This window comes from Paenarthrobacter sp. MSM-2-10-13, from assembly GCF_011605365.1.
GTDB lineage: Bacteria > Actinomycetota > Actinomycetes > Actinomycetales > Micrococcaceae > Arthrobacter.
The window spans coordinates 83,533-109,846 of the sequence record NZ_JAAOXO010000014.1 but is presented as its reverse complement, the minus strand read 5'-3'; the positions used below and the strand labels follow the sequence as shown (position 1 = coordinate 109,846).

Genomic DNA, 26,314 nt, shown 5'->3' with positions numbered 1-26,314 from the left:
TGTCGGGCACTGGGTTGTTGGGCGCGCGGTTGTCGGGCACTGGGTTGTTGGGCAGCCGGGCCGTCTACGGCGCCGGCTGGCAGTGCGGGCAGAAGTAGATGTCCCGTTCCTCTGTACCGTCCGGTCCTGCCAGGAGGCCGCGACGTATTGTGGTGCCGCAGCGCCTGCAGGGTTGGCGTTCCCTGCCGTATACCCAATACCCGGGACGGAGTGCGCGCGGACCAAGGGTGGTCCGCCGCCCGGGGCCCAGATTTTCGCCGAGAAGGCGTTTGGCGTCCCTGACGGTCTTGGGAAGGTCAGGAACTTCTCCCACCGGCAGGGCAGGATGAATGCCGGATAAGTAGCACGATTCGCACCGGTAGATATTGCCGATGCCTGCAAGTTTCCGCTGGTCCAGCAGCGCAAATCCCACGGTGACGTCCGGTTCGGCACGAAGTCTGCGCAATGCTTCTTCCTCGTCCCAGTCGGGACCGAGCAGATCCGGCCCGAGGTGCCCGACGATCTTCTCTTCCTCCGCTGTGGGCACCACTTCCAGGATGCCCAGTGAGAACCCGACCGCATCTGCGGTGTCCGTGCGGAGCACACACCGTGCAGTGTGGCCGGGCTTCGTCCAACGGCCACCGGGCGGATAGATCATCCAGTTGCCCTCCATTTTGAGGTGGGAATGGATGGTAAGGGCCCGGGGTTTCCTGCTGGCGCCGGGTTCCTCGTCAACAGGTCCGGTCAGGCGCATGAGGAGGTGTTTGCCCCTGGGGACAACCTCGGTCATGGTCCATCCGGCCAGGTTCAGGGTGGCGAATCGGGGCACGCGGAAGTCTGAGGCCTTGATGGTCTTCCCCGCCAACGCTTCGTTCAGGCGTGAGGCAGCCCGCCAAATGGAATCGCCTTCAGGCACGGATCCGGAGTCCCTTCGGAGTGGAGTAGGCCCCCGCGGCGGCGAGAGCAACGGCGATCGGAGTTTCCAGGAGGTCGTGGCCGTTGACCTTCTCCATGAAGAGTTTGTCCACGGCACCGCGGCGCACCACACCCACCAGGGCCTCGGCGGCGACGGCCAGCACGTCCTCGTCATGGCTGAAGGTGAGCAGAGTCTTACCGCCGCGTTCGACGTAAAGGACCAACGCGCCGTCCACCATCACTACCAGCGCTCCGGCCTTGCGCCCGGGACGGTGACCGGAACCGGCGTCGACGGAAAGCGCAGGCCACGGAAGGGCAGCGCCGTAGGGGTTGGCGGGATCGGTCGCGGCGAGGGCAAGGGCAGATGGCTCGGCTTTGGAGATGCGCGCGTCCTCGGTGAAGGACCTGAGGCGGTCCACCGTGGCAGGAACGGCGAACTGGGCGGCGCCCAAATGTTCGATGAAGTAACCGCGGCGGCAACGCCCGGCTTCTTCGAGGCGGGCCAGGACTTTATACATGAGCCCGAATCCGCCAATGATGTTCTCTGCCATGACCGAACCCCGGGTGACTACGCCGTATCGGTCCAGCAGAAGCTCAGCGGTTCCGCGCGCGTGGATGGTGGGGTCCAGTTCGGGGGCAGGAAGCGCTGACCAGCGGCCCACAGCCGAGGGCGGGGCAGGCGCAATTCCGCCTGATACGGAGCCGTAACGCCCACCTGTTAGCCCCGGAGAACCCAGCAATCCTGTCCCATGGGAACGGCCCAGCCTGCTCATGCGTGGCGCCCGGGCCCTGGGCGCCTTGGCCACTTGCCGGTGCGCAGTTTTCCCGCCGGCGATCATGGCCCGCACCGGAGCGAAGGTATCGCCTGTCACGCGGCCGGCCCAGACGAGGTCCCAGAGGGCAGAGACCACGGCGTCATCGCTCAACACCGCATCCATGCCACCGGCCACGTCTGTGAGCTGCCGGAAGAAGTAGCCACCACCTGCGCTGAAGTGTTCCAAGAGCCGCTGCTGGGCGTCGCCGGGTTCGAATTCAGGATCGGGGTTGAGCGTCAGCTCTGCGGAGTCGGCCACATGGAGGCTGATCCAGCCGTCGTTCCCCGGGAGGGATCCTGCCCCGGACCAGAGGAGTTCGCCGGCTGCCATGAGTTCGTCCAGCATGGCCGGTTTGTAGTCCGCCACCCTGCTCGCCAGGACCAGGGGTTCCCACGCGGATGCCGGGATGGGCACACCGGAGAGTTGGTCCACTGCCGTGATGATGCCGTCCAGCCCCCGCAAGGCCTGGCTTCGGGACTTGCCTGGCGCGGTCACGTTCTGCCAGGCCGGCAGGAAACGACCATAGGCGGCCGTGTCCACGGGCTCCACCTCGGCCCGGAGCGCAGCGAGTGAACGACGCCGGAGCTTCCGCAGGACCTCGGCATCGCACCATTCACTGGACGGAGGGGCGTCCACGGTCATGAGTTCTGAGTCGGCTCGTTCTGCAGGCTGCTCCGCGACCGCGTGGGGCCGGAACTCGCCTTCCACCACTCGACCGTCGTCAGCGAGCCGTTTCAAGGCCGTATTGACCACCGCGACGCCAAGCCCAAGCCTGGCCGCAGCTTCTGAGGCAGTGAAGGGACCATGGGTGCGCGCGTACCGGGAAACGAGATCGCCCAAAGGATCGTGGACAGGCTCAATGAAGGCGAGCGGCACACCCATGGGCAGCGGAACGCCGATTGCGTCACGGAGCCGCGCCGAGTCCTCAATGGCAGCAAAACGCTCGACGCCGCCGATGGTTACCTTGAGTGCGCGGTTGGCTTTCTGCAGTGCCGTGAGGTGGGACCGGGCGTCGACGATACTGCCGGATGGCGTGATCACGGAAGCCTCCGCTGCGAGCTGTGCGTCCTCGAGCTGTGCGTCCTCAGGCTGTGGGTCATCCACGGACAGCGCTCGTGTTTCAGGCTGCGGGGTCGATTCTGGTGGTTGGGTACCCTCCAGTCGCTCTGCGACTTCCTCAACGGTGAGCGGGCCCAGCAGCCGCAGGAGATCCGCCACGCCCTCCATGCCACGAACCCGCCGGTCCGGTGCAAGGCGCTGCAATTCCATCTCGGTTTTGTCGATGACTGCGGCGTCCAGGAGTTCGCGCAGTTCCACGCGACCCAGGAGTTCGTTGAGGAGCGTGGAGTCCAGGGCCAGAGCGGCAGCCCGGCGTTCGGCCAAGGGGGAGTCGCCCTCGTAGAGGAACTGCGCCACGTACCCAAACAGCAGGGACTTCGCGAACGGGGAGGGCTGCTGGGTGGTGGTCTCCACGATTCTAAGTTCCCTGCGCTCCACGGACGCCGCAATGTCTTTGAGGGCGGGTAGATCGTAAACGTCCTGCAAACATTCGCGGACGGCTTCGAGCACTATGGGGAAGGAAGGGTACTTCTTAGCGACATCCAGCAACTGGGCTGAGCGCTGGCGTTGCTGCCACAGAGGCTGACGCTTGGCCGGGTTTTGGCGGGGCAGGAGCAAAGCGCGGGCCGCACACTCACGGAACCGTGAGGCGAATAGTGCGCTGCCGCCCACCTCCGTGGTGACGATTTGTTCGAGTTCCTCCGGGTCGAAGAGAAAAAGCTCAGCGCCGGGCGGCTCATCTTCCATCATGGGTACCCGCAGTACGATTCCGTCGTCGGCGGCCATGGCCGATCCGTCCAGGCCGTAGCGCTGATGCAGGCGTTGGCCCACAGCAAGTGCCCATGGGGCGTGAACGGGCATGCCGAATGGGCTGTGGAGGACTACACGCCAGTCGCCGAGTTCGTCGTGGAAGCGCTCCACCACCAAAGTTCGGTCGCTCGGGACTATCTCTGTGGCTTCCTTTTGCTCCCTGAGGTACTGGATCAGGTTGCTTGCGGCGTAGGCATCCAATCCGCTGGCCTGGCAGCGTTCCATGGCCGGGGCTTCGTCTGCGGCAGAGAGTTCCCGGATGAAGGCACCTAGCGCGCGGCCAAGATCTACGGGCCTGCCCAGGGAATCGCCCTTCCAGAAGGGAAGCTTGCCGGGTTGGCCGAACGCAGGGGAGACCAGCACACGATCGTGGGTGATGTCCTCAATCTTCCAACTGGTGGCACCGAGGGCGAAGACATCTCCTACCCGTGATTCGTAGACCATCTCTTCGTCGAGCTCACCAACGCGGCGTCCGCCCTTGGCCGCACGGGCTGAAGCGGTGGGTTCACTGCCGTCCGCGGTGGCGGGGGAGGCCGAGCCCTCGACTTCCGTCCCAATGATGTACACACCAAACAGCCCGCGGTCGGGGATGGTTCCGCCCGATGTGACAGCCAGGCGCTGGGCTCCGGGCCTGCCCTCAATGGTCCCGGCATGCCGGTCCCAGATGATGCGGGGCCTTAGCTCCGCGAATTCGTCCGACGGGTACTTGCCGGCCAGGAGGTCCAAGGTGGCCTCGAAGGCCGAGCGTGGCAGGCTCGCAAAAGGCGCTGATCGGCGGACAGTGCTGAACCAGTCCTCAACGTCGATGCTTCCCAGGGCGGTGGCAGCCACCGTTTGCTGGGCCAGGATATCCAAGGGGTTGGCCGGGATACTCAGGCGTTCAATCTGCCCGGCGAGCATTCGCTCAACGGTGACGCTGGTGTGGAGGAGGTCGGCCCGGTGTTTGGGGAAGAGGACTCCCTCTGAGATCTCACCAACCTGGTGTCCAGCACGCCCGACGCGTTGCAGACCGCTGGCTACCGATGGGGGAGATTCAACTTGGACCACCAAGTCCACGGCGCCCATATCGATGCCGAGTTCCAGCGACGATGTTGCCACCACGCAGCGGAGCCTGCCGGACTTGAGGTCGTCCTCGATCATGGCCCGCTGGTCCTTGGATACGGAGCCGTGGTGTGCGCGGGCAAGCACAGGATCGGCGCCAGTAGTGCTTCCGGCCTGAGCCATCATGTGTGCCGGGGTAGCTGTGGAGGCCGGGATTCCCGGGTCGGATTCGGGGGCGGCCCACTCGCTGCCACCCACCGCCATCAACTGGCGCTCGGCGTAGATCTCATTGAGCCGGGCTGTGAGGCGCTCAGAGAGCCGACGGGAATTGGCGAACACGATGGTGGATTGTTTGGACAGGACCAGATCCACGATCTGTTCCTCCACATGCGGCCAGATGGACGCCTGCGGCTGCAACCCCGACGCCGGCCCGGAGTCGAATGCTCCGGCAGCGCCCTGCAGATCGGACATGTCCTCCACAGGTACGGTGACCGTGAGGTTCCAGTTCTTCTTGGACGGTGGGGCGACGATCTCCACGGGGGCTTGGCCGGCCAGGAACTGTGCCACCAACTCACGGGGCTGAACGGTTGCCGATAGCCCGATGCGCTGCGCAGGCTTCGGAAGCAGGGCATCCAGCCGTTCCAAGGAAACTGCCAGGTGTGCGCCACGCTTGGTGCCGGCTACGGCGTGCACCTCATCGATGATGATGGTGTCCACTTCGCTGAGCGTTTCCCGGGCACGGGACGTCAGCATGAGAAACAGGGACTCCGGGGTGGTGATGAGGATGTCCGGCGGGTTGGTCAACAGCGTGCGACGATCCGCCGCCGTCGTATCTCCTGAACGGACGCCCACCGTCACCAAGGGTGCTGGTAGCCCTAAGCGTTTGGCAGTTTGCGTGATGCCGATCAGGGGTGCGCGGAGGTTGCGCTCCACATCCACGCCCAGCGCCTTCAGTGGCGAGATATAGAGGACGCGCGTCTTGGTTTTCGGGCGCTTGGCCCGGCCCTTGCCGTTGGCCGGGACGGTCTCCAGGCCCGGTAGTGTGTCGCTGGGCGTGGCATGCAGGCGATCGAGCGCCCAAAGGAAAGCAGCAAGGGTCTTGCCGGAACCCGTTGGGGCCACAACCAGGGCATGGGAGCCTGAGGAGATCGCGTTCCACGCACCATCCTGCGCGGGTGTGGGCTCGGAAAAAGCGCCGAGGAACCATTCCCTGGTTGCCTGGCTGAAACGGCTGATGGCGCCATCCGACGCCTGCGGCTCCTGCATCACTCCATCATGCCCCACGGCTCCGACAGAATAAGCCAGAGCCGTGGGGAGACGGTCAGACTGCCTGGAAAGCGGTGATGGTCAGGAGCTTGATGCCGGTGTTGCTGCACGCATCGTGCGGCTCCGGGATGAACAGTGACGCCGTGTCGTTCGGCGGGTAGATGCGGAAGCCCGCTGCGGCGACCTTGGTGCAGTCGCCGTAATTACCGGCCTGCGTGTACCGGATTTCCGCCCACGCCGACTTGCCCGGAGCCAGTTCGATCTTGGTGACCGGGGTGGTGGTTTCCCGGGTTGCCGGCTCGCCGATCGGTTCGCCGTTGGCGTCGGCAGTCATGGAGACGCCGGCGAAGCCCTCCAGAATGCAGGGGGTGCCGCCGGAGTTGGTCAGGATCAATTTCTCATAAACGCTGCCCGCGGCGCCGCCGCCGGTGGCGTCCGTTGCGGCGGTGAGGGATCCCGCCTTGCACAGCCCGGCTGCTGCTGGTGCCGCGGACGTAGATGTCTCTGAGGGTGACGGCGTGGCCGTTGCCGAAGGCGGGCTTGACGTTGCAGTGGCCGACGGAGTCGAGGTAGTTGGCGCCGAGGAAGATGGAGGGGCACTGCTGGTTGCCGATGGGCTGGGGCTTGGCCCGCAAGCAGCAAGAAGGAGCAGCGCAGCGGCTGCCGTCGTCGTCACAAGTCCGGTTTTGATGCGCTGAGTCCACATGGGCACCAGCCTTGCCCCGGCCCTGATCCGAGTCAATTCAGCCACGGCTGGGAGCGCGGATTGGCGCCCGGATTGTGATCTTCCGGGCGCCAAACCGTCGTCAACTACTTGGTGTCGGCTTTGGCCACGGCCGGCTTGGCGGAGCGGCTACGCAAGAACGCAGCGCCGCCCAGACCCAAGCCAGCGATGCCGGCGATCAGGCCGGCCCAGCTACGCGCCTGCGAGCCGTCGTCAGTTACAGCGGCGGCCTGCTCGGTGGACACGGCTTCTGCAGCGTGGTGGTCGCCTGCGGCATCGGCTGCCGTGATGGTGACCGACGGTGCCGGAGCCTTGAGATCGTGCGGGTCTTGGCCCTCCTTGGCGATCTCGGACCAGTCTGTTTGGCCTGTCTCGCAGGTCTGCAGCGTGGGGAAGTAGATGGTCTTGCCCGCTGCGTCCGGCAGTTTGACCGACAAAACAAGGGCGTCGCGCAGGTGCGGATCCAACGGGGCCTTCGCCGTGTAAACGATCTGGCTTGTCCGCTTGGTGATGGTGGTGCCGTCGTCCAGTTTCTTGGGCTCAGCGAGCGTCTCGGTAACCTTCTCCACGGTCCAGTTGGGGTTGACCGTGGGCTGGGCGTCGTTCAGTTCCTCAGGGAGTGAAATGGCCACTTTGGTGGTGCCGGACGTGTCGCAACCGTGGGGGATTCCAAAGGTCACCAGCGCGTACGAGTTAGCTGCGGTCTTGTTGGGGTCGGCGCCGACGTGGGCGGATGCTCCGGCCAGACCGGCCATCATCAGGGCAGCGGTTCCACCGGCGACGGCGGTTGCGGAAAGGGTGCGACGAATCGAGGATTTCATGGGAAGTGCCTTTCGTGTGCGCCGATTGAAGCGGCGCCGGGTACGGGTTTGAGGCCCGTCACCATGCAAAGGCTGTGCTGTTGCAGCGCGTGATTTGTTGTGCGCAGAAGGTGCCGGGCGGAACTAAGGAAGTACGACGACGGCGGGCGGGCCGCGGCGGCTATCTTGCCTAAGGTTCCGCCAAGGGCGGGGGATGAAGACATCGGGTGCGCCAACTGCGACAGGCGAGGCGCCGGCGTCGGGCCTGAACACCAAGGTGGGCAGGGAGAGCAACGGCCGCAGCCAGGCGGCGAGTTGCCACAAGGCATCCTCACCCTTGGCCAGGACCACGGCAGAAGCGATGGTGGCCACGACGTGGGCTACAAACATCATGGTGCCGAATGCTGTGCCGAGCTCATGGGTATGTGTAGCTGCGATGTCCAGCCCGGCGCTCAAAGGTTCAGTGCCGAGGTGGTGCTTTGTTTCCTGCACGTTTGCCGATATTGGGCCCAAGGCGGTGAAAGCCTCGTGAAGCGCCAACTGTCCTGCGCCCAAGATTCCGGCCATGGTGACGAGATTCAGCTTGAACCGGGTGGCCAGCGTGGCAGCCAGGGCCGTCAGCGCAACGAGCGCCAGGAGGACCGGTGCTGTGGGAAGTTCTCCGCCACCTACGATGTGGGCCCCTGCAGCAAGAAGAACCACAATCAGCGAGATGGCGCCTGAACGCAACGCATGAAAGGGTGCCCGGGGCTGTGATGTGCGCACGGGTCCTCCCTTATCTGTGGCTGCTCTGATTATCGGCGACTTGATTCTATCGGGAGTTCGGTGCCGGGCAGGACCCGGATGGGTGCGTATGTGGACGCGTTGCTGCGCTCCTCCCCAGTTGCTCCCGCTTTTCCGGTGCTTGCTATGTCTGGACTCCTGGAATTCCGGGGGCTGTCTGAGGTGCGAGCTGAGGCAACCGGGAAGGAACGTCAACCTAGCGCTGAGCCCACCGAACGAACGTTGGCTTCGGCGGCTCCGGCACGCTTGCTGAGCCCGCAGATGAACGCCGACGGCGTAGCTCCAGTTTCAGGCTTTCCTCACCGCGAGCCATGGCCCAGTGGTGGTTGGCGGAGAATGCCGGTTTGAGGAGCCAACTCAGGCGGCGAAGCAAAGGTTTGTATGCACTGACACGCCAGTCGTAGGTGATAACCACTTCGGGTCCGTCGGTCACGAAGGTCCAGCGGCCGGTGCCGTTGAGGTCCCCTTCAGCCGTAAGCGCGAAGCCATCGAGGGTTACGGGTTCGGTAACTGTGAGCCGCCACTTGAGCGTGTAGGGGAGCCAGCCTTTCGTGTGGAGATCGAAGCTGGCGCCCACGCCATCCGGGCCGCCTTGGGCTACTGGTGTCACGGTGAGATAGACGGAGGGCCACCACTGCTTGAGAGCTGCGGCGTCGCCCAGGACGTTGACTACTTCCTCGCGTGTTCCCGCTACTCGCCATTCAGTGACGAACGCATAGTCGGTGCTTTTGCCTGTCTTGTTAGTGGTCCCGGCCATTGTTGCCTCCAAGGGCCTGTGCAGGTCCATGGCGAACCAGTAAGAGCGCGAGGTTGCGCGCAACGGTTCGAAACCTATAGCTAGCAAGCGCTCCGAAAGAAACGAGGGACTCTATTTGCCGCTCTTGGGAGCGCCCAACCTGTACTTCTTTTTTGACGAGCGCGGTTTGGTGGTCTTGCGGGCTTTTTTGACTTCGATCTCAACACGGTTGATCTCCTCGGTCATCTCCCCACCCGGATCCATCTGACGAAGGATCTGGATGAAACGATCCTCAGGTTCAAGGGTAGAAGAATGCCGACGTGCCCACGAGTGATTCATTCGAGCCTACTTTCTTCCATGTTTCATGATATAGCTAACCGCCGTCTATGACTTCCCTCAAGCCCATGGCGCAAACCGTGGCAATGCGCTTTGCAGCGTCTGAGTCCAGAGAGCATGAGTATTCCTGCCCACCTCCCTGGAAGGGAACATCAATACTGAGTACTCCGAGAACCTTCCCCCCGTTTTGGTTTAAAATTGGAACGGCGAGTGCTTCGACGTATTTCGAAGCAACCTGCCTGAATTCGTCAAACGTAAACCCCCACCGGTCATCTTGGCTCAAATGGTTATAGGCTTCAACGGCCGATGTCTCGGTTGTGTTCCAACGGGGCGACACCTTTGTCCAGTCCGCATGTTGTGGAAGCCCTGAGCGTGCGGCCTTGCCCACGACGCCCTTAGAATCTGACCAGCTGATGATGGACTCTTGGGGGTACTCGGTGAGACGGTATCGCCGGATGCGTTTCATGGGTCGATTGCTGCTGAACCACCCGCGGCGTCGGTAAACATAAACGGATGCACCCAGGCTGAATGTATCGAGCGCGACCGAATTTTCCCCAAGCGCTCTGACACAAGCGAGAAGAGTTTTCTCGATCTTGCGGCGGCGCTTCTCCTCGCCCGGCCGTTTATACAACTGGACCACTGCATGGATATTGTCCGCGAAGACTAGAACTCCGGCTCCGACGACTAGAACGAACTCTAGCCAGGGGTCAGGACCGATCCACTTTACCTGTTGAGCCGCCTTCAGCCCGACTAGCCACAGAGCCAGCAGAGCGACGGCGATGCGCCACACGTAGCTCCATATGCGCCCCATGCATCGTAGGCTACTTCACGGAAACCGCTGCGTTCCTTCTGACACGGCCGAAAACGCTGTGGTTTTGGAGCAGGCGATGGTCTCGATTGAGCCGGATGCGTACTGTCAAGAAGAAGGTGTGCTTCGATCTTTTGCAGAGGAAGACTCTTGCGCTTGGCCTGCTTGCGCCCGCTGTCTGGGTGAAGGCAAAACGCGTCAAGACGCGGTGTGCCACCGGCCCCAACCCGGACTAAGCAAAAGGCCCCGCATCCCTCATAAAAACAGGGAAGCAGGGCCTTTCTCAGTGGCGGTGACGGTGGGATTTGAACCCACGTTGGCTTTTACACCAAACAACATTTCGAGTGTTGCACCTTCGGCCGCTCGGACACGTCACCAACTGAAATAGGGTACCGGAGTTGAGGCCGGTTCCCCAAAACGAGGCCTCGCGGACCAACGGGAAGAACGAGTAAAAACAGGGCCAACTTCCGTCCGCAGCGCCTCACCGATAGATTCGTAAGTACCATGACGATTTCGCGGGAACACGAACTAGAACACGAACACGAAGCTCACGCCTACTGGGTCACCGAGACGGGCGACGGCGAACTGCGCTCCGAGACCATCGCCAAACCCCAAGAAGGCGAAGCCCTCGTCAGGACCCTGTACTCAGGTGTCAGCCGAGGTACGGAGCGCGTGGTCCACGAGGGCCGCGTCCCGGAGCGGGTAGCTGACCTGATGCAGGCCCCGCACCAGGAAGGCGACTTCCCGGGCCCGGTGAAGTACGGCTACCTGAACGTCGGGATTGTGGAAGAAGGACCGGAGGAATGGCGGGGGAAAACGGTCTTCACCCTGCACCCACACCAGGACCTCTACGTCATCCCTGCAGACCAACTGACAGCCATCCCCGATGAAGTCCCTGCGAAACGCGCCGTTCTCACGGGCATTGTTGAGGTGGCCATCAACGCGCTGTGGGAAGCCGGGCCGAGGCTGGGCGACCGTGTCGCCGTCGTCGGTGGTGGTTTGGTGGGTGGCGTCCTGGCGACGCTCCTGCGGAAGTATCCGTTGGGCCGCCTGCAGTTGGTGGATGCGGATCCGGAGAAGCGGAAGCTGGCAGAAACCATCAACGTCGACTTCGTCGAACCAGTGAATGCAAAAAGCGACAACGACATCGTCTTCCATTGCTCCGCCTCCAACGAAGGTCTCAAGCTGAGCCTGCAATTGGCCGGCGATGATTCGGACGTGATCGAACTTTCGTGGTTTGCGGACAAGGAAGTCACCCTGCCGCTCGGCGAGGATTTCCACGCCCGCAGGCTGAACATCCGCTCCAGCCAGGTGGGCGCCGTGGCCCTGCCCAGGAGGCACCGGCGAAGCAACGCACAACGCCTCGAGCAAGCTGCAATCGAGCTGACGGATCCGCTCTTCGACACTTTCCTGACCAGTGAATGCTTGTTCCGGAACCTGCCCACCACACTGACACAACTGTTCGAACGGCCCGGCGGTTTCTGCCACGTGGTCGCCTACCCCCACCCGGAGGATAAATAGATGTTCAGCTTGACCGTCCGACGCCACTTCATGATCGCCCACAGCCTTCCCCGCGAAGCCTTCGGCCCGGCCCAGGGTCTCCACGGCGCCACGTTCGTGGCCGAGGTCACCTTCCGCCGTCCCAATCTCAATGACGACGCAATCGTCCTGGACATCGGTGCCGCCGGCGGCATCCTTGAGGAGGTGCTCGCGGACCTGAACTACAAGAACCTGGACGAGCACCCCGCCTTCAAGGGCAAACTCTCCACCACCGAATCGCTCGCGAAGCACATCGCCGACGCCATGGCCACCCAAATCCAGGACACCGCGGATGGTCCGGCACTCACCGGCATTGACGTGGTCCTCCGCGAAAACCCTGATGCTTGGGCGGGCTATTCGCTGGAGCTCCCGGTCAAGTAACCCGGTCAAGTAAGTGCGCATCCGCTTCCTGGTCCCGGGGAACGTCCGGCACGGCTCCGGCGGCAACAAGTACAACGCCAAGCTCGCCGGGCACCTGTCCGCTTTGGGCGCGGAAATAGAGACTGTAACGGTCGACGGCGACTGGCCGGTTGGCAGCCTCGCGGACCGGCAACGTTTTGCTGACATGCTCGACGGCGGCACAACAGTGATCGCCGACGGGCTGGTAGCGAGTGGGGCACCAGAGGCGATCGGTGGTGCCGTAGGTAAAGGGACCCCTGTGTGGATCCTGTCCCACATGGCGTTGGCGGACCACCCCGAGCGTGAGGCCAAGGCGTTGGCTGCCGCCACGGGAATCATCTGCCCCAGCGCCCATGCCGCAGCGGAACTGCGAACCAAGCATGGGCAACAGGACATCGTCATCGCTACGCCCGGGGCCGACAAAGCAGACCCCGCCAAGGGTTCGCAGCCACCGCATATCGTCGCCGTCGCAGCATTGCTGCCCAATAAGAGCCAGACACTCTTGGTGGAGGCGCTGAGCGAGATACGTGACGAACCGTGGACAGCAGCCCTCATCGGCTCCAACGACGCTGACCCGAGGTACGCAGCCGAGGTGAGGGACGCCGTCGAGCATCACGTGCTCCAAGACCGCATCAGCGTCACCGGAGAGTTGACCGGCGAGGCTCTTGAAGATCAGTGGCGCAGGGCTGACCTCAGTGTCCTTATTTCACGCTCCGAAAGCTATGGAATGGCGGTGTCGGAGTCGTTGGCTCATGGCATCCCCGTGCTTGTGCGGCAGGGGACAGGAGCAGAGGAAGCCCTGGGTGACACAGGGGCGGGCGCGGCGCTGGATCTGCAGGAAACCGGCCTGCTCACCAACACCCTCAGGAACTGGCTCGCCAACCCCGCACTCCAAGAGCGTTGGCGCAACAGCGCACTCCGAGCCCGGGACCACCTCCAAGGCTGGGACACCACCGCAGCCACCGTCCTTGAGGCCCTCCAACGCTGAAGCCCTCCAACGCACTACGAGCTAGGGCAACCGGTGTGAAGCGAAAAAGTCCTTGAGCAGGCCCGCGCATTCCTCCTCGCGAACACCCGCGTACACCTCTACCCAGTGGTTGAGGCGGCGCTCGCGAAGGATATCGAAAACAGACCCTACGGCTCCGGCTTTCTCGTCCCACGCCCCGAACACCACGCGCGGAATCCGGGCCAGAACAATAGCGCCGGCACACATGGCGCACGGCTCAAGGGTGACCACCAAGGTGCAATCCTCAAGCCGCCAGCCGTCGCCCGAGCTGCCCGCATCGTGAGCGCGCTGACGCAGCGCAGCGGCAGCTTCGCGGATGGCCACCACCTCAGCGTGGGCGGTCGGGTCTCCATGAGCCTCCCGTTCGTTGCGGCCAGAACCCAGCACGCCGCCGTCGGGCCCCAACACCACGGCGCCAATGGGGACGTCGTCAGTTTTCAACGCCAACCGGGCCTCGTCCAGGGCAAGGCCCATCCAGGCCAGGTGATCTGCGTGATACGGCTCGGTGGCGCTCATGTCTCAATGATAGTTTTGGGGGATGCGCACACTCGTCGTGGACCACCCGCTGGTCGCTCACAAGCTCACCGTTCTGCGGGATAAGAACACTCCTTCACCGGTCTTCCGGCAGCTCACTGAAGAACTCGTCACCCTCCTGGCCTATGAAGCCACCCGCGAGGTCAAGACTCAGCCAGTGGAGATTGAAACCCCCGTCACCACCACCATTGGCACGGCTTTCACCAAGCCCACGCCGCTGGTGGTCCCCATCCTGCGCGCAGGCCTCGGCATGCTGGAGGGCATGACCAAGCTGGTCCCCACCGCTGAAGTGGGCTTCCTGGGCATGGCCCGGGACGAGGAAACGCTGGACATCATCACGTACGCCGAGCGCCTCCCCGAGGACCTCACCGGCCGCCAGATCTTTGTCCTGGACCCTATGCTCGCAACTGGCGGCACCTTGCGCGAGGCCATCAAGTTCCTCTTCAAGCGCGGCGCCTCGGACGTCACCTGCATCTGCCTGCTGGCTGCTCCGGAAGGACTGGCAAAGCTGGAAGAAGAGCTCGCAGACGCCAACGTGAAGGTAGTTCTGGCTTCCATTGACGAGAAGCTCAACGAGAAGTCGTACATTGTGCCCGGCCTGGGCGACGCCGGCGACCGCCTCTACGGCGTGGCGGGCTAAGGGAGCCCCCTACCGGTTTTCGTCGGGCTTGGTTAGCCTGTGGCGCATGGACTGGAAACTTGAACTGGTATTTGTACCTGTCTCCGACGTCGACCGCGCGAAGGATTTCTACGTAAACAAGGTTGGTTTCAATGCCGACTTCGATGAGCGTCCCACTGATGGCATCCGCTTCGTTCAGCTGACGCCTCCGGGTTCTGCGTGCTCCATCGCTATCGGTGAGGGCCTCACCGACGCCCCTCCAGGCTCGGCGCCCAATCTGCAAGTGGTAGTGGCTGACATCAATAAGGCGCATGATCACCTCAAGGCCAACGGTGTGGATGTTAGCGACGTCGACGTCCAGGATTGGGGCCACTTTGTCTACTTCGCGGACCCTGACGGCAACCAGTGGGCGGTGCAGTACCTGCCTCAGAGGCCCAACGGCTAAGTCACACTTCGCCGGGTGGCAGACAGCGTGCGGCAGGATGGAACCATGAGCCATCCTGCCGAACCCGCTCTCCCCGCTGAGACGTCTACGTTGACCGCCCGCGCCATCCTCTTTGACATGGACGGCACACTGGTTGATTCAACAGCGATCGTGGAGCAGGTGTGGTCCGAGTTCGCCGACCGCTACGGCTTGGATTTCGACGAGATCCTCCGCACCTCCCACGGCGTCCAAGCCGGCGACACCGTGCGCCGGTACGCGCCCGCCGGTGCTGACTTTGAAGCTTTGACCGCTGAGCTTGGCGAGATGGAACGGTCCCGGACGGATGGCGTGATCGCCCTCCCCGGCGCGGCAGCCGTGCTGGCCGCGCTGCCCGATGAAGCGATCGCGCTTGTCACCTCCGCCGACAGCATCCTTGCCGGGATCCGCATGGAGGCGGCCGGGCTCGCCATGCCGTCCACCGCGGTCACCGCCGAGTCAGTCACCCGCGGTAAGCCGCACCCGGAGGGGTACCTTAAGGCGGCGGCGCTCCTGGGAGCCGACCCGGCCGACGTCGTGGTTTTCGAAGACGCGCCTGCCGGTATTGCGGCCGCCCGTGCCGCGGGAATGCGGACCGTTGTGGTGGGCAAGGCCGCTGCCAGGCACGATGCGGACCTGGAACCGGGCATGTGGCGGATCCCGGACTACACCGCAGTGACGGTCACAGCGGTCAAGGACGACGACGGCGGGCACCTCCTGACGCTAACGCTCTAAGGTTTTCTGCCCGGTCTGTTCGGCGCAGTGAACCGGGCGTAGGCTGTGCGCATGTCTGCGATGCCGGAGGCGTACGGTGCTGCATTGGAGCGGGCTATGGTCCACGCCGGTGACTGGCTTGCGTCTGTCCCTACCCGTTCTGTCCGTCCTTCCTCGGATGCCGATCAGGTGGCCGGGAGCATCCTGCCGCGTCTCCCGGACGGAGCCACCGATGCCGCAGAGGTCATTGATGAGCTCGCCGCACTGGCTGAGCCCGGGCTCATGGCGATCCAGTCCGGTCGATTCTTTGGGTGGGTGATGGGCGGAACCCTCCCTGCTGCCATGGCCGCCGATTGGCTCGTCTCCGCCTGGGACCAGAACACCGGGCTCCGGTTCGCCACCCCCGCCGCCGCCGCGATTGAAGAATCTGCCGCCGCCTGGCTTTTGGACCTCCTGCACCTGCCCGCCACCGCCGACGTCGGATTCACCACTGGCGCCACCACCGCCAATTTTGTGGGGCTGGCGGCTGGCCGCCAGTACTTAATGGACGAGGCGGGCTGGGACCTCGAAGCACTCGGCCTCAACGGGGCACCGCGCATCACAACCTTTGCAGGACGGGAACGGCACGCGGCCGTCGATCTCGCGTTGCGGTACCTGGGCTTGGGCGCATGCGTTCCGGTAGACGCCGACTCCGAGGGCAGGATATTTCCCGATGCCTTGGCCGATGCCATGGATCAGCAGCCGGGGCCATCCTTGGTTTGCCTGCAGGCCGGCAACCTCCACTCCGGTGCGTTTGATCCCATGGAGGAGGCCATAGCCGTGGCCCACGATCGCGGTGCATGGGTACATGTGGACGGCGCCTTTGGTTTGTGGGCGGCTGTGAGCCCAACGCTGCGTACCCGGCTGGCCGGTGTTGAGGACGCCGACTCCTGGGCAACGGACGCACACAAAACCCTGAACGTCCCCTACGACTGTGGCCTGGCAATCGTGGCCCGCCCGGAAGCCTTGAGGCGTGCTTTCAGTGTTCACACCAGTTACCTGATAGCCACTGATGCCGGACCGGGGGACCCTTTCGAGAAAGTTCCGGAGATGTCCCGCCGCGCCCGCGGCATTCCGGTGTGGGCGGCACTGAGGCAGCTGGGCCGGGACGGCGTGATTTCCATGGTGGACCGTCTTGCGGCAAATGCCCGTGCTTTGGCTGAAGGACTATCCGCGATCCCGGGAGTGGAAGTGCTTAACGACGTCGTGTTCACGCAGGTCTCCGTGAGTTTCGGCAGTGACGATCGCACGCACCGCATCACCCAGCGGCTCATGGCCGAGGGCGCGGTGTGGATGTCCGGTTCGTCATGGCGAGGACGTGAGATCCTGCGGATCTCTGTGAGCAACTGGACCACGGACGCTGGTGATGTGGCCGCGTCCATCGCGGCCGTACGGGGCGCGGTGGAAGCCGAACCGGAGGCGTAGCGCTCTTCGGAAAGTTCAGTGCCGGTGAGGGCCCCGGCCCAGTTCGGCGCGAAGCCCGGCGACGGGAATTGTCCCGCGGCGCAGTTTGCGGGTCAGCCCCGCCAACCCTTTGAGGTCGGTCAAAAGGGTACGTACGACGTCGACACTTGAGTCGGGATTGTCGCTCCAGTCCACCGGCACCTCATGAATGCGCAGAGCGGAGCGGTCAGCGATGATCAGCAGTTCGGTGTCGAAAAACCATGCTTCATCGCGGGTGTAGGGGAGCAGCTGGCGGGCGACGTCGGCACGAATGGCTTTGAACCCGCACTCAGCATCGGAGAAGCGCGCTCCCGTCAGGACGCGCAACAGAAAATTGTAGGCGCGTGCAATGACGTCACGGTGGTGGCTAAATGTCCCGTGCGAAGCCTTTGCCAGACGCGTGCCGACAGCGAGGTCTGAGTGGCCCGACATCAGCGGGGCCAGAAGAGGAGCCACGGCCGAAAGGTCGAAGGACAGGTCCAGGTCTATATAGGCAAGCAGCGGTGACGCGGAGGACAACCAGATCTTACGGAGGGAGTTTCCGCGGCCCCTTCGATCAAGACGGACCACCATAAGCTCGGGGAATTCCCTCGCCAGGCGTTCGGCGATCCGCAGGGTGCCGTCCGTGCTGGCGTTGTCCACCACAGTGATCCGGAAGGTGTGCGGAAGAGTGTCTGCAAGGTGCCCGTGTAGCCTGCGAACGTCTTCTTCCAGGCGGACTTCCTGGTTGAACACGGGTATGGCGATGTCCAGGACGGGAGCCAGCGCGGGTGTGCTGGCGGGAGGGCCTTGCACCGTCCTATGCAGTGCTGGCCGGGGAGCTGTGAGCGTCATATGTCCAGCATGCAACGGCCGATTATGTGGGCTTTAGGCGGAGGCTGTGACCGCGCTGTGAACCACGGGTGGCGCCTGTGAACCATGGGCAGCGCCTGTGAACCACGGGTGGCGCCTGTGAAACAGCAAAAGCCGCACCCGTTCCCGCCATCCGCTCCAGTGGGTACTGGGGCGGACGGCGGGAACGGGCGCGGCAATGAAGCGGTCTGGCTAGTACCAGTTGTTGGCCAAGTGGAAGCCCAGAGCGGCGGACGGGGATCCGTAGCGCTCCTTGATGTAGTTCAGGCCCCACTTGATCTGGGTCTGGTAGTTGGTCTGCCAGTCAGCACCAGCGGAGGCCATCTTGCCGGCCGGGAGGGACTGGACAATGCCATACGCGCCGCTGGAAGCGTTGGTGGCAGTTGTCCTCCAGTTGGATTCCTTCTCCCACAGGGTGTTCAGTGCGGTCATCTCAGCTGCGCTCCAGCCGTAGTTGCCCAGGATGCTGGCGGCGTAGGCCTTGGCGGCGGCGGGGTCGTCCACGGCTTTCGGGGCGGCTGCGGCAGCTGCAGCTTCCGCAGCGGCGGCGGCAGCAGCGGCGTCGGCGGCTTGCTTGGCTGCAGCGTCAGCGGCAGCCTTCTCAGCTGCGGCTTGGGCGGCAGCGGCGTCGGCGGCTTGCTTGGCTGCAGCGTCAGCGGCAGCCTTCTCAGCAGCGGCCTGGTCAGCGGCAGCCTTGTCGGCAGCGGCCTTCTCAGCAGCTGCCTTGTCCGCGGCAGCCCGGTCAGCTGCGCCCTTGGCGGCGGCAGCATCCAAGGAAGCGGAGATTTCAGCTGACTTGTTGGCGCTGACCTGGGCAGCAGCCTGGGTCCCGGCAACGCGGCTCGCCTCAGGGAGAGTCAACGCGGCGTTTGCGGCGGTTCCGAGCGATGCAACACCCAGTGCGGCTGCAACAACGCCGGCTACGACTGACATGCGGTGGCCGGACTTACCCTGGCGGGCAGCGTTCTTGAGGACGGACTGCGACTTGGTGAGCGGTGCGTTGTGTTCGTCGCGGTGACGCGCAGAAGGGCGCGTCTGATCGTTAAATTCAGACATGTTGTGTGACCTCTCAGCGCCTGCGGAGTTAGCTGTCGGGTTCGGATGAGGTCATCCGGCCGCGCGTCACGCTGCGGCTTCACCCCTAGGGCGGCACATTGCCAGGCCCGGAGACTGTGGGTCCCCCGTCTCTGCCTCAAAGAAGAACGGACTCCGGGAAGTGGCAGAGCTCGGCGCATCCCGGATGTGGGTCCTTGGGGAAACCCACCCTTTCGACGGTACAGGAGGTTTCTTCAGAAGTCACATTTAGGTAACAGAGATCACGACGCCGGTGAGTCGCCTTGCCGGCGTGCCTGACTTTCTCCGGTGCTTACCGTGGGAAGTCGCAGCGCGAACTCAGTGCGCCCGGGCCTGGACGTCACCTCCACGGTGCCACCATGGGCGGCAACAATCGAATCCACAATGGAAAGGCCCAGTCCCGAGGTGCCTTCAGAACCCGATCTCGCGGCATCAGCGCGGGCAAAACGGGAGAAGATCCGGCCTTGGAAATCGACCGGAATGCCCGGGCCGTTGTCCGTGACTGTTACCACTGCGCTGCCATCAGCAGAGAGCATGACGCCTGTCACCACGGTGGTGCCGGGATCGGTGTGTTTGCGCGCGTTGGACAGCAGGTTGGCAAGCACCTGGTGCAATTGCGTTACATCGCCGCGAACCGTCACAGGTTCATCGGGGAGCTGGAGGTGCCAGATGTGATCCGGCGCCATGACCTTCTCATCGCTGACGGTTTCGATCACCAACTGGGTCAGGTCAACGTCCTCGACTTTCACGGGCTGGCCCTCGTCCAGGCGCGCCAGCAGAAGAAGGTCCTCCACCAACGTGGTCATTCGCTCGGATTGGCTTTGGACCCTTGCCAGCGACTTGCGGCCATCGTCGGTGAAGGTCTCGGTCATCCTCAGCAACTCCGTGTAGCCTCGGATCGCGGTGAGCGGTGTGCGGAGTTCGTGTGAGGCATCAGCGACGAACTGACGCACCTTGGTTTCGCTTTCCTGCCGTGCTTCCAACGCACTGGCGACGTTCTCCAGCATCTGGTTCAGAGCATGGCCAACGCTTCCAACTTCCGTTCCGGGATGAGCGGCCGACGGCGGTACGCGTACCGCAAGTGCCACCTCCCCGGCGTCGAGGGGCAGGCGCGAAACCTTGGTGGCAACCTCGGAGAGCTGCTCAAGCGGCCGCATGGTCCGCCGGATGATTACTGTTCCGGCGAGGCCGATCAGTACCAATCCGCCCAACGAAACCAACACCATGGTCCACACCAGCGAGGCCTCGGCGCTTTGCTTGTCCGCCAAGGGCAGCCCCGTCACGATCACATCACCGTAGGTGTCCACTGCCACCAGCCGGTAGTCACCATTGGACAGGGATCGATCCACCGGCACGTTGTCCTTGGGGAGCGACAACAGGACCTGCTCATCGGCTGCGGAAAGTGAAACGCGGTTGCCTTGGGCGTCGATGAGCCCCGAACTCCTCACGGTTGAGCCGTCGATCCTCGCGTTGAGCGTTCCCGCGGCCTGGCCGCGCGCCTCCAGCGGGTCAGGCCTTCCGGAGGGGTTCGTGGGAAAGTTCGACGGCGGCCTGCCGAAGTCGGTCGCGCGGCTGGACGCTTGCTCCAATTGCCTATCGAGCTGCCTGTTGAAGACCATGTCCATGGACGCGTAGCTGACAATGCCCACGGCTCCGCAGATGGCCACCAGGAGCGCCATGGCCACCAGGACCAGGCGTGTCCGCAGGTGCCAGGTGGACGGGTTCAGCCAGCTGCGCTGTGGATTTCCGGGAATACGGGAGCTTTTGGCCACTCCTGACAGTGTGCTCAACGCTTAGTCCGCTGGCTTGATGACGTACCCGGCGCCACGGATGGTGTGGATCATGGGCGGATGGTTGGCTTCGATCTTCTTGCGTAGGTAGGAGATGTAGAGTTCCACGATGTTGGCCTGGCCACCGAAGTCGTAGTCCCACACCCGGTCCAGAATCTGGGCTTTGCTGACCACCCGTTTGGGGTTTTCCATGAGGTAGCGCAAAAGTTCAAACTGGGTGGCTGTGAGCGGGATGTCCTCGCCTGCCCGGGTGACTTCGCGGGTGTCCACGTTCAGCGTGAGATCTCCCACCACAAGCTCGGCAGTGTCCATGGCCGCCACCCCGGAACGCTGGACCAGACGGTGGAGGCGTAGGAGGACCTCTTCCATGCTGAAGGGCTTGGTGACGTAGTCGTCCCCTCCGGCGGCGAGCCCAACGATCCGATCCTGCACGGCGTCCTTGGCGGTGAGGAACAGTGCGGGAACTTCCGGGGCGAAGGTGCGGATGCGATTGAGGACCTCCACGCCGTCGAAGCCGGGCAGCATGACGTCCAGGACCAGCACGTCAGGGCGAAAGTCCTTGGCCAGCTTTACGGCCCCGGGTCCGTCCCCGGCCACGGCCACGGACCAGCCCGCCATTCGAAGTCCCATGCTCATGAGCTCGGCGAGGCTGGGTTCATCGTCCACCACAAGGGCGCGGATGGCGGAGCCGTCCGGATGGGAAAGTTGGGGAAGGTTGTTGGTCATGGAGTGCGAGGAGGCCATGGGACAACTCTCCGTTCTGCTGGTTAGCCAGCGCTTTGCCGGTCCTGTGAGGACGCTGTGAACCCAACACTAGCGAGAGAGCTGTTTCTACAGCTTGTAGCAGATTTTTTCGGGAAATTTGTTGAACTGCCATTTAGTGTGATTGGACAACAACTGTTTCAGATCGTGAGATTCCGCGGCATGCCCGTTCGCGGGAACCGACGCGTCATTCTGGCCCTGTTCACCGAAGAAAATTCACTTGATGGCGAATAATCCCTGTTGGGGTCGAATGAAATGCCATTCATTTATAGGCCCGGCTGAATTGTGATTTACGGCACAATAGACCTCAACGTCTCAAAATGTGGACGGTTCGACGCTTTGTTACTTGCGTGTTGCCATTGTTACGTTGCACACTTCCAATGTGAACAAGAACTCAACAGCACCTGCAGCCGCAGCAACCTGGCCCAGCGAACCCGCTGGCCATGATGACCGCTGTTGTCGAATGCAAGCCTAACTTTCCACCCCAAGAAGTTTCAGGCATTCGCCCCCTAGCCCAGCGTTGGGCGCCCCTCCCCAAACTCATTGCGGGGACAATCAGCATTCGAAGCCGCGATGACGGCTATTCACTTTTGAGGTAAGCACTCCATGTCAGTTGCATCTGGATACGTCCACATCTCCGTCCGTAACGCCAACAAGGCAGCGTCAAACGCAGGGCTTCGCCCCGGCTTCGGCAGCCGCCCCGGCTACTCTCCGGCTCCCCAAGGCGCCGGGCAGCAGGCCCCCGGCTATGTGCCCCAGGGCTACAACCCCAACTCCTACGGCCAGTTGCGCGCAGTCCCCACGGCCGAGCCGGCACCCATGACTGCACCCACTCCTGTGATTGCCCAGTCGGACAAACTCCGCCCCGTCGCCAACGACAACGTGGCCCGCGGATTTGTCCTGTACATGGGAATTGACGAAGAAACTGCTGCCGCTGCAGGAACATCCATCGCCAAGCTCGCCCAGGAAATCCGGGCCTACGCCCAGTCCCTCGTGACCGGCGCGGAAAGCTATGCCGCCGTCGCAGTGGCCCCCGCCGGGGCACCCGGGTCAGCCCTCGACGTCGTGCGTTCCACGTTCGGTGACCCCACTGTTGCCGCACGCCAGCGCACCGAAGCTGCCCGTCCGGCGCCGCAGCAGGAATCCCGTCCGTCCGGCGTGCTGATTGACCTCGCCCGCCGCGAAGTGCACCTGGATGGCGAATCGCTGAACCTGACGTTCAAGGAATTCGAACTCCTCAACTACCTCGTCGAAAACGGCACCCGCACCGTGGGCCGCGACGAACTGCTTGAGGGACTGTGGCGCAACGCCGAAGAGGTACCCAACGAGCGCACCATCGACGTCCACATCCGGCGTCTCCGCTCCAAGCTCGGCCGCCTCGCCAACACGGTCCGCACGGTCCGCGGCCAGGGCTACCGTTTCTACGAGCACCCCGAAGTTATTGTTTGGGCCGCTCCGGAATACTCGATCTAAGCACCACGCAGCCCAGGAGAGTACTGGCCTCGGCGGGCGCCGGCGCTGCGTGCGGTCCTGACCCTCATTGATCTGCCAACAGCCCTTGGTCAACCACATCAGGTTGACCAAGGGCTGTTCTTTTCCCAAAGAAGGTCAGGAAGCCACGGGGGCCTGCGGCGGATAGGGTTGGGTTATGAGTGACCATCACATTAAGCGCCTGGTGATCATGCGGCATGCCAAGGCTGATTGGCCTACCGGCGTGCCTGATCATGAGCGCCCCTTGGAGGAGCGCGGGCACCGGGAGGCTCCGCTGGCCGGCAAATGGTTGCTCCAGCAGGGCGTGGTGCCTGACTTCATTCTGTGCTCGTCAGCATTAAGAACCCGCCAGACCTGCACCTGGGTGTGCGACGAACTGGGCGACAAAGCACCGACGCCCAAACTTGAGGACGGCCTGTACTCCGCCTCGGCCAACCGCATGTTGACGGTCATCAACCACGTCCCGGACACTGTGACCACACTGATGGTGATCTCGCATATGCCTGGAGTCCAGGATCTGGCTATGCACTTGGCGTCGCGCGACTCTGACCACGACGCCTATATGGATGCCGCCACCAGGTACCCAACCAGTGCGTTGACGGTGATGGAAACGGAAAAATCGTGGGCTGAGCTGGACGGGCAGGACGCCCGGCTCACGCACTTCGCGGTTCCCCGCAAGTAGGTCCTGCGAAATAGCCGCTACGCCTTCGCCGTGCCCACTGTGTGGCCGTGATCGCTCCTGGTCACCCCTGTGGCAGGGGAAGTCCGCCCGCGACTTCGCGAAGCATTCGCACCGCGGTTCGGATGTTGGGGCTGGCGGTCATCGTCTTCCGGTACACCACGCCCACGGACCGTTGCTGCACTGGGTTGATCACCGGGATGGCAACCACGCCGGCGGGAAGCGGTGGCCTGCCGAGCCTCGGAACGAGTGCCACGGCCACGCCTTGTTCCACCATGGCGATGTGGGTGGAGAAATCGGGATCGTAAACGCGGATATCGGGGACCTTGCCCAGCCCGGCAAAGATCTGCAGCAATGCTTCGTTGCAGATGGCTCCTGCCGGGGTGCTGATCCAGGTTTCGTTGAGTAGGTCTTCACGCTCGACGGCGGCACTTCCGGAAAGTGGGTGGGTGCTGTTGACGAGGACATCGGCTTGGTCGATGCAGAGGTCCTCAAGCACCAGGTTCTCCGGGATCACCAAGGGCACCGAGTTCCAGTTATGGACAACCGCGAGTTCCGCTTCGCCTGATGCCACTCTTTGTACAGCCTCGCGGGGATCCTCGGCCAGCACGGTGATGTCCAACGCGGAGTGGGCGGTGGCCATGCGCCCCAGCATCGGTCCCACCAGGCCTCGGCAGGCTGTGGAAAACGCAACGAGCCTCAGGAGGCCTGAAGGTTTCGCGGGATCGGCCAGCAGTGTGGCCTGGAGTTCTTCGAGCTCGCCCATGATCCGCCTGCCATAGCCCGCCAAAGCCAGGCCGCGTTCCGTGAGAAGCACCCCGCGGCCATTGCGTTCCAGCACGGTGACGCCGGTCTGCTTCTCAAGTTTCTTGATTTGCTGCGAAATGGCTGAAGGGCTGAAACCCATGACGTCCGACGCCGCCACAACTGAGCCGTGCTGTTCCACGGCCACCAAGGCCCTCAGGGAGGAAATGTCGATCATGAAGCAAATCTACGCTGTTCCATGTTGAATTCAACGCTGGTGCTTCAACCAAAAGAAGGCCAGAGTGTACGTGTGAACCTTCGCCACTCCGCCCTTGCCGTGGTAGTTGCTGTCCTGTGGGGCATCAACTTCGTCGCGATAGACCTCGGCCTGCACACCAACGGCAGGGAAGTCCCGCCGCTGCTCTTCGTCGCCATGCGCTTCCTGCTGGTGGTCTTTCCCTTCATCCTGTTCATCCGCAAACCGGACGTGGGCTGGAAGGCGATTGTCGGCGTCGGGCTCTTCATGAGTGCCGGCCAATTCGGCCTCCTGTACTTGGGCATGGCCTTGGGGATGCCCGCAGGTTTGGCGTCCTTGGTACTTCAGGCGCAGGTTCTGTTCACCATTTTGCTGGCGGCGAGGTTCCTCGGTGAGAAGCCGAGCCGCCGCCAATTGGCGGGCGTGGCTCTGGGCATCGCAGGCTTGGCAGTAGTGGCGGTGGGGCGCAGCGCCGTGGCGCCGGTGCTTCCGCTCATGATTGTCCTGGCCGCGGCGTTGTCCTGGGCGGTCGGCAACGTGGTGGCCCGGCATTCCAAAGCCGCCTCCGGGTTGGGCCTGGTGGTGTGGTCCGGTGCCGTGGTGCCGGTCCCGTTGGCTGGTTTGTCGCTGCTGGTGGACGGACCGGGCATCGTGTGGGCCACTCTCACCGACCTGCAGCCCGCTACCATCCTGAGTGCCATCTATACGGCCGTGTTCGCGTCCCTGATTGGCTACGGCATCTGGAACCGGCTGTTGTCGCTGTACCCGAGTTCCGACGTCGTGCCTTTCACGCTGTTGGTCCCTGTGGTGGGGATGACGGCCGCGTGGCTTGTTTTGAACGAGATTCCAACACTGACCGAGATCCTCGGCGGGCTGATCCTCCTCCTGGGCGTTGCCACCGCCGTCCTGGGTGCCGGACGCAAAATCCGCCCGGAAACTCCCGTTGTGAGGCCCGCTCTGCGCCTATAGATCCCGCGTAAGCAAGCAGAGCGGGCCCTGCAACGCACGTTCGGAGGTGCGTTAGCGCTTCGGGGCCGGCTTGCGCTGGGCAGAAGCGCTCGACGCCGGCCGCTTGGCTGACGTTGTTGGCGTACGCGGTGCGGGGCGCTTGACTGCAGGAGCCTTGGTTGCAGTGGGTGGCCTTGGGGACGAACCAGCCGGACGTTTGGCAGGTGTGGCCGGACGGGAGGCTGGTTTGCGGGGCGCCGGGGTTCGCTTCACCGGCGTCGAGGGGCGTTTGTGAGGCGCCGCAGCCCGCGAACCAAACGACGGCACCACTGCTCCGAGGAACAGCACCGCCAGCGTTCCGATGCCGGCTGCCACGGCCAAGTAGAAATAGATGTCCGAGTCCTGGGTGCTGGCCGGGATGGCCGGGCCGCCCAGTGCACCACTGCCGGCTGGAGCACCGCCGGCTTGAGCACCGCCGGCGGGAGCACTGCCCAGCGCAGCGGCGTCCTGGATAAATGCGATGCCCCACATCCGCAAGAACGCAATGCTGCACCCGATGAACAAGCTGGTGCCCACTGCGCCGAGCAGGATCACCAGATAGCGTCGGCGGTTGAACACTTGGATCAGGGACGCCAGGTAGCAGATCAGCACGGAGCCCAGGAACAGGTACAACACCAGTTCCTCCAGCACTACTGCGGCCAGCACTAACAGCCCGAGCGAGACGAACGCGGACACCACCGCAAGCTTCCCGCTGTTCCCCATGTGACGCATGAGGTTAATCATCGCCGACCAAGTGGCCACGCCACGCCGCTTCAGATTCCAATTGCGTACCGTTGCGAGGCCTCCTCTGCAGGGTTCGCGCGGGTTTAGGCCTGCAGAGCGGGCCTCACAAC

The 26,314-nt window shown here is 63.6% G+C and carries 25 protein-coding genes, 1 tRNA gene and 1 riboswitch; of the genes, 10 read left to right on the top strand and 16 right to left on the bottom strand.

Features of this window, described 5'->3' with window-relative positions; all coding sequences use genetic code 11:
• Positions 1-64 precede the first annotated feature (64 nt).
• The 9 genes from HAV21_RS20280 to HAV21_RS20240 form a co-directional block, all read right to left on the bottom strand.
• Positions 65-895: a DNA-formamidopyrimidine glycosylase family protein gene (locus tag HAV21_RS20280; protein ID WP_142936654.1), complete on the bottom strand. Its 831-nt coding sequence runs from the start codon at positions 893-895 to the stop codon at positions 65-67.
• Entirely contained in the window at positions 888-5,885 is a 4,998-nt protein-coding gene (locus tag HAV21_RS20275; RefSeq protein ID WP_166842913.1) for a DEAD/DEAH box helicase, read from the bottom strand. Before HAV21_RS20275 ends, HAV21_RS20280 begins: the two co-directional genes overlap by 8 nt.
• 55 nt (positions 5,886-5,940) lie before the next feature.
• Positions 5,941-6,591 (bottom strand): DUF4232 domain-containing protein, encoded by a 651-nt coding sequence (locus HAV21_RS20270; protein WP_166842929.1) that lies wholly within the window; start codon positions 6,589-6,591, stop codon positions 5,941-5,943.
• Between the two features lie 104 nt (positions 6,592-6,695).
• Positions 6,696-7,430 (bottom strand): YcnI family protein, encoded by a 735-nt coding sequence (locus HAV21_RS20265; RefSeq protein WP_166842912.1) that lies wholly within the window; start codon positions 7,428-7,430, stop codon positions 6,696-6,698.
• A gap of 123 nt (positions 7,431-7,553) precedes the next feature.
• On the bottom strand, positions 7,554-8,174 hold the full coding sequence (locus HAV21_RS20260; RefSeq protein ID WP_166842911.1) for a hypothetical protein: 621 nt from the start codon (positions 8,172-8,174) through the stop codon (positions 7,554-7,556).
• Positions 8,175-8,388: 214 nt separating this feature from the next.
• Positions 8,389-8,949 carry an SRPBCC family protein gene (locus tag HAV21_RS20255; RefSeq protein ID WP_166842910.1) on the bottom strand — a complete coding sequence of 187 codons (561 nt, stop codon included), beginning with the start codon at positions 8,947-8,949 and terminating at the stop codon, positions 8,389-8,391.
• A gap of 111 nt (positions 8,950-9,060) precedes the next feature.
• Positions 9,061-9,267: a hypothetical protein gene (locus HAV21_RS20250; RefSeq protein WP_166842909.1), complete on the bottom strand. Its 207-nt coding sequence runs from the start codon at positions 9,265-9,267 to the stop codon at positions 9,061-9,063.
• 34 nt (positions 9,268-9,301) lie between these two features.
• The gene (locus tag HAV21_RS20245) at positions 9,302-10,075 is read right to left on the bottom strand and encodes a hypothetical protein (RefSeq protein ID WP_166842908.1); all 774 of its coding nucleotides are present in this window, start codon (positions 10,073-10,075) and stop codon (positions 9,302-9,304) included.
• Positions 10,076-10,359: 284 nt separating this feature from the next.
• Positions 10,360-10,449: transfer RNA gene (locus HAV21_RS20240), tRNA-Ser, on the bottom strand.
• A 127-nt stretch (positions 10,450-10,576) separates the two neighbouring features.
• Here HAV21_RS20240 and HAV21_RS20235 point away from each other — a divergent pair.
• The 3 genes from HAV21_RS20235 (at position 10,577) to HAV21_RS20225 (ending at position 12,998) form a co-directional block, all read left to right on the top strand.
• Positions 10,577-11,593 (top strand): zinc-binding alcohol dehydrogenase, encoded by a 1,017-nt coding sequence (locus HAV21_RS20235; protein WP_166842907.1) that lies wholly within the window; start codon positions 10,577-10,579, stop codon positions 11,591-11,593.
• Complete coding sequence (locus HAV21_RS20230) at positions 11,594-11,992, top strand: 6-carboxytetrahydropterin synthase (protein ID WP_166842906.1); 399 nt, start codon at positions 11,594-11,596, stop codon at positions 11,990-11,992.
• A gap of 184 nt (positions 11,993-12,176) precedes the next feature.
• Complete coding sequence (locus HAV21_RS20225) at positions 12,177-12,998, top strand: glycosyltransferase family 4 protein (protein ID WP_166842928.1); 822 nt, start codon at positions 12,177-12,179, stop codon at positions 12,996-12,998.
• A gap of 21 nt (positions 12,999-13,019) precedes the next feature.
• Here HAV21_RS20225 and HAV21_RS20220 read toward each other — a convergent pair whose 3' ends face one another.
• Entirely contained in the window at positions 13,020-13,532 is a 513-nt protein-coding gene (locus HAV21_RS20220) for a nucleoside deaminase (RefSeq protein WP_166842905.1), read from the bottom strand.
• Positions 13,533-13,554: 22 nt separating this feature from the next.
• Between HAV21_RS20220 and upp the strand changes: the two genes are divergently transcribed.
• The 4 genes from upp to HAV21_RS20200 are packed head-to-tail and all read left to right on the top strand — an operon-like array spanning position 13,555 to position 16,807.
• Complete coding sequence (gene upp / locus HAV21_RS20215) at positions 13,555-14,190, top strand: uracil phosphoribosyltransferase (RefSeq protein ID WP_142936625.1); 636 nt, start codon at positions 13,555-13,557, stop codon at positions 14,188-14,190.
• Positions 14,191-14,236: 46 nt separating this feature from the next.
• Positions 14,237-14,614 carry a glyoxalase superfamily protein gene (locus HAV21_RS20210; RefSeq protein ID WP_142936624.1) on the top strand — a complete coding sequence of 126 codons (378 nt, stop codon included), beginning with the start codon at positions 14,237-14,239 and terminating at the stop codon, positions 14,612-14,614.
• A 45-nt stretch (positions 14,615-14,659) separates the two neighbouring features.
• The gene (locus tag HAV21_RS20205) at positions 14,660-15,364 is read left to right on the top strand and encodes an HAD-IA family hydrolase (RefSeq protein WP_166842904.1); all 705 of its coding nucleotides are present in this window, start codon (positions 14,660-14,662) and stop codon (positions 15,362-15,364) included.
• 51 nt (positions 15,365-15,415) lie between these two features.
• Positions 15,416-16,807 carry an aminotransferase class V-fold PLP-dependent enzyme gene (locus HAV21_RS20200; RefSeq protein WP_166842903.1) on the top strand — a complete coding sequence of 464 codons (1,392 nt, stop codon included), beginning with the start codon at positions 15,416-15,418 and terminating at the stop codon, positions 16,805-16,807.
• A 15-nt stretch (positions 16,808-16,822) separates the two neighbouring features.
• Here the strand turns inward: HAV21_RS20200 and HAV21_RS20195 are convergent, their stop codons facing one another.
• The 4 genes from HAV21_RS20195 to HAV21_RS20180 all read right to left on the bottom strand — a co-directional run bounded on the left by HAV21_RS20195 (position 16,823) and on the right by HAV21_RS20180 (position 21,285).
• A complete protein-coding gene (locus tag HAV21_RS20195) occupies positions 16,823-17,659 on the bottom strand; it encodes a glycosyltransferase (protein ID WP_166842902.1) in 837 nt (278 codons plus the stop codon).
• 210 nt (positions 17,660-17,869) lie between these two features.
• Positions 17,870-18,733 (bottom strand): hypothetical protein, encoded by an 864-nt coding sequence (locus HAV21_RS20190; protein ID WP_166842901.1) that lies wholly within the window; start codon positions 18,731-18,733, stop codon positions 17,870-17,872.
• Positions 18,734-18,738: 5 nt separating this feature from the next.
• Positions 18,739-18,919, bottom strand: a riboswitch (cyclic di-AMP (ydaO/yuaA leader).
• 74 nt (positions 18,920-18,993) lie between these two features.
• On the bottom strand, positions 18,994-20,523 hold the full coding sequence (locus tag HAV21_RS20185) for a HAMP domain-containing sensor histidine kinase (RefSeq protein ID WP_166842900.1): 1,530 nt from the start codon (positions 20,521-20,523) through the stop codon (positions 18,994-18,996).
• A 21-nt stretch (positions 20,524-20,544) separates the two neighbouring features.
• On the bottom strand, positions 20,545-21,285 hold the full coding sequence (locus tag HAV21_RS20180; protein WP_166842899.1) for a response regulator transcription factor: 741 nt from the start codon (positions 21,283-21,285) through the stop codon (positions 20,545-20,547).
• Positions 21,286-21,909: 624 nt separating this feature from the next.
• Between HAV21_RS20180 and HAV21_RS20175 the strand changes: the two genes are divergently transcribed.
• The gene (locus tag HAV21_RS20175; RefSeq protein ID WP_142936617.1) at positions 21,910-22,776 is read left to right on the top strand and encodes a winged helix-turn-helix domain-containing protein; all 867 of its coding nucleotides are present in this window, start codon (positions 21,910-21,912) and stop codon (positions 22,774-22,776) included.
• A 175-nt stretch (positions 22,777-22,951) separates the two neighbouring features.
• Complete coding sequence (locus HAV21_RS20170) at positions 22,952-23,476, top strand: histidine phosphatase family protein (RefSeq protein ID WP_142936616.1); 525 nt, start codon at positions 22,952-22,954, stop codon at positions 23,474-23,476.
• Positions 23,477-23,537: 61 nt separating this feature from the next.
• Here the strand turns inward: HAV21_RS20170 and HAV21_RS20165 are convergent, their stop codons facing one another.
• Positions 23,538-24,455: a LysR family transcriptional regulator gene (locus HAV21_RS20165; protein WP_166842898.1), complete on the bottom strand. Its 918-nt coding sequence runs from the start codon at positions 24,453-24,455 to the stop codon at positions 23,538-23,540.
• Positions 24,456-24,476: 21 nt separating this feature from the next.
• Here HAV21_RS20165 and HAV21_RS20160 point away from each other — a divergent pair, with 21 nt between their 5' ends.
• A complete protein-coding gene (locus HAV21_RS20160) occupies positions 24,477-25,442 on the top strand; it encodes an EamA family transporter (protein WP_166842897.1) in 966 nt (321 codons plus the stop codon).
• 51 nt (positions 25,443-25,493) lie between these two features.
• Here the strand turns inward: HAV21_RS20160 and HAV21_RS20155 are convergent, their stop codons facing one another.
• Entirely contained in the window at positions 25,494-26,192 is a 699-nt protein-coding gene (locus HAV21_RS20155; protein ID WP_243753399.1) for a hypothetical protein, read from the bottom strand.
• Positions 26,193-26,314 lie beyond the last annotated feature (122 nt).

What these genes read in the sequence shown, in the direction of transcription:
- HAV21_RS20275 (WP_166842913.1), bottom strand. Translation starts at nt 5,885, where the DNA reads ATGCAGGAGCCGCAGGCGTCGGATGGCGCCATCAGCCGTTTCAGCCAG.
- HAV21_RS20270 (WP_166842929.1), bottom strand. Translation starts at nt 6,591, where the DNA reads ATGTGGACTCAGCGCATCAAAACCGGACTTGTGACGACGACGGCAGCC.
- HAV21_RS20265 (WP_166842912.1), bottom strand. Translation starts at nt 7,430, where the DNA reads ATGAAATCCTCGATTCGTCGCACCCTTTCCGCAACCGCCGTCGCCGGT.
- HAV21_RS20255 (WP_166842910.1), bottom strand. Translation starts at nt 8,949, where the DNA reads ATGGCCGGGACCACTAACAAGACAGGCAAAAGCACCGACTATGCGTTC.
- HAV21_RS20250 (WP_166842909.1), bottom strand. Translation starts at nt 9,267, where the DNA reads ATGAATCACTCGTGGGCACGTCGGCATTCTTCTACCCTTGAACCTGAG.
- HAV21_RS20245 (WP_166842908.1), bottom strand. Translation starts at nt 10,075, where the DNA reads ATGGGGCGCATATGGAGCTACGTGTGGCGCATCGCCGTCGCTCTGCTG.
- HAV21_RS20235 (WP_166842907.1), top strand. Translation starts at nt 10,577, where the DNA reads ATGACGATTTCGCGGGAACACGAACTAGAACACGAACACGAAGCTCAC.
- HAV21_RS20230 (WP_166842906.1), top strand. Translation starts at nt 11,594, where the DNA reads ATGTTCAGCTTGACCGTCCGACGCCACTTCATGATCGCCCACAGCCTT.
- HAV21_RS20225 (WP_166842928.1), top strand. Translation starts at nt 12,177, where the DNA reads ATGCTCGACGGCGGCACAACAGTGATCGCCGACGGGCTGGTAGCGAGT.
- HAV21_RS20220 (WP_166842905.1), bottom strand. Translation starts at nt 13,532, where the DNA reads ATGAGCGCCACCGAGCCGTATCACGCAGATCACCTGGCCTGGATGGGC.
- upp (WP_142936625.1), top strand. Translation starts at nt 13,555, where the DNA reads ATGCGCACACTCGTCGTGGACCACCCGCTGGTCGCTCACAAGCTCACC.
- HAV21_RS20210 (WP_142936624.1), top strand. Translation starts at nt 14,237, where the DNA reads ATGGACTGGAAACTTGAACTGGTATTTGTACCTGTCTCCGACGTCGAC.
- HAV21_RS20205 (WP_166842904.1), top strand. Translation starts at nt 14,660, where the DNA reads ATGAGCCATCCTGCCGAACCCGCTCTCCCCGCTGAGACGTCTACGTTG.
- HAV21_RS20200 (WP_166842903.1), top strand. Translation starts at nt 15,416, where the DNA reads ATGTCTGCGATGCCGGAGGCGTACGGTGCTGCATTGGAGCGGGCTATG.
- HAV21_RS20195 (WP_166842902.1), bottom strand. Translation starts at nt 17,659, where the DNA reads ATGACGCTCACAGCTCCCCGGCCAGCACTGCATAGGACGGTGCAAGGC.
- HAV21_RS20190 (WP_166842901.1), bottom strand. Translation starts at nt 18,733, where the DNA reads ATGTCTGAATTTAACGATCAGACGCGCCCTTCTGCGCGTCACCGCGAC.
- HAV21_RS20180 (WP_166842899.1), bottom strand. Translation starts at nt 21,285, where the DNA reads ATGGCCTCCTCGCACTCCATGACCAACAACCTTCCCCAACTTTCCCAT.
- HAV21_RS20175 (WP_142936617.1), top strand. Translation starts at nt 21,910, where the DNA reads ATGTCAGTTGCATCTGGATACGTCCACATCTCCGTCCGTAACGCCAAC.
- HAV21_RS20170 (WP_142936616.1), top strand. Translation starts at nt 22,952, where the DNA reads ATGAGTGACCATCACATTAAGCGCCTGGTGATCATGCGGCATGCCAAG.
- HAV21_RS20165 (WP_166842898.1), bottom strand. Translation starts at nt 24,455, where the DNA reads ATGATCGACATTTCCTCCCTGAGGGCCTTGGTGGCCGTGGAACAGCAC.
- HAV21_RS20160 (WP_166842897.1), top strand. Translation starts at nt 24,477, where the DNA reads ATGTTGAATTCAACGCTGGTGCTTCAACCAAAAGAAGGCCAGAGTGTA.
- HAV21_RS20155 (WP_243753399.1), bottom strand. Translation starts at nt 26,192, where the DNA reads ATGCGTCACATGGGGAACAGCGGGAAGCTTGCGGTGGTGTCCGCGTTC.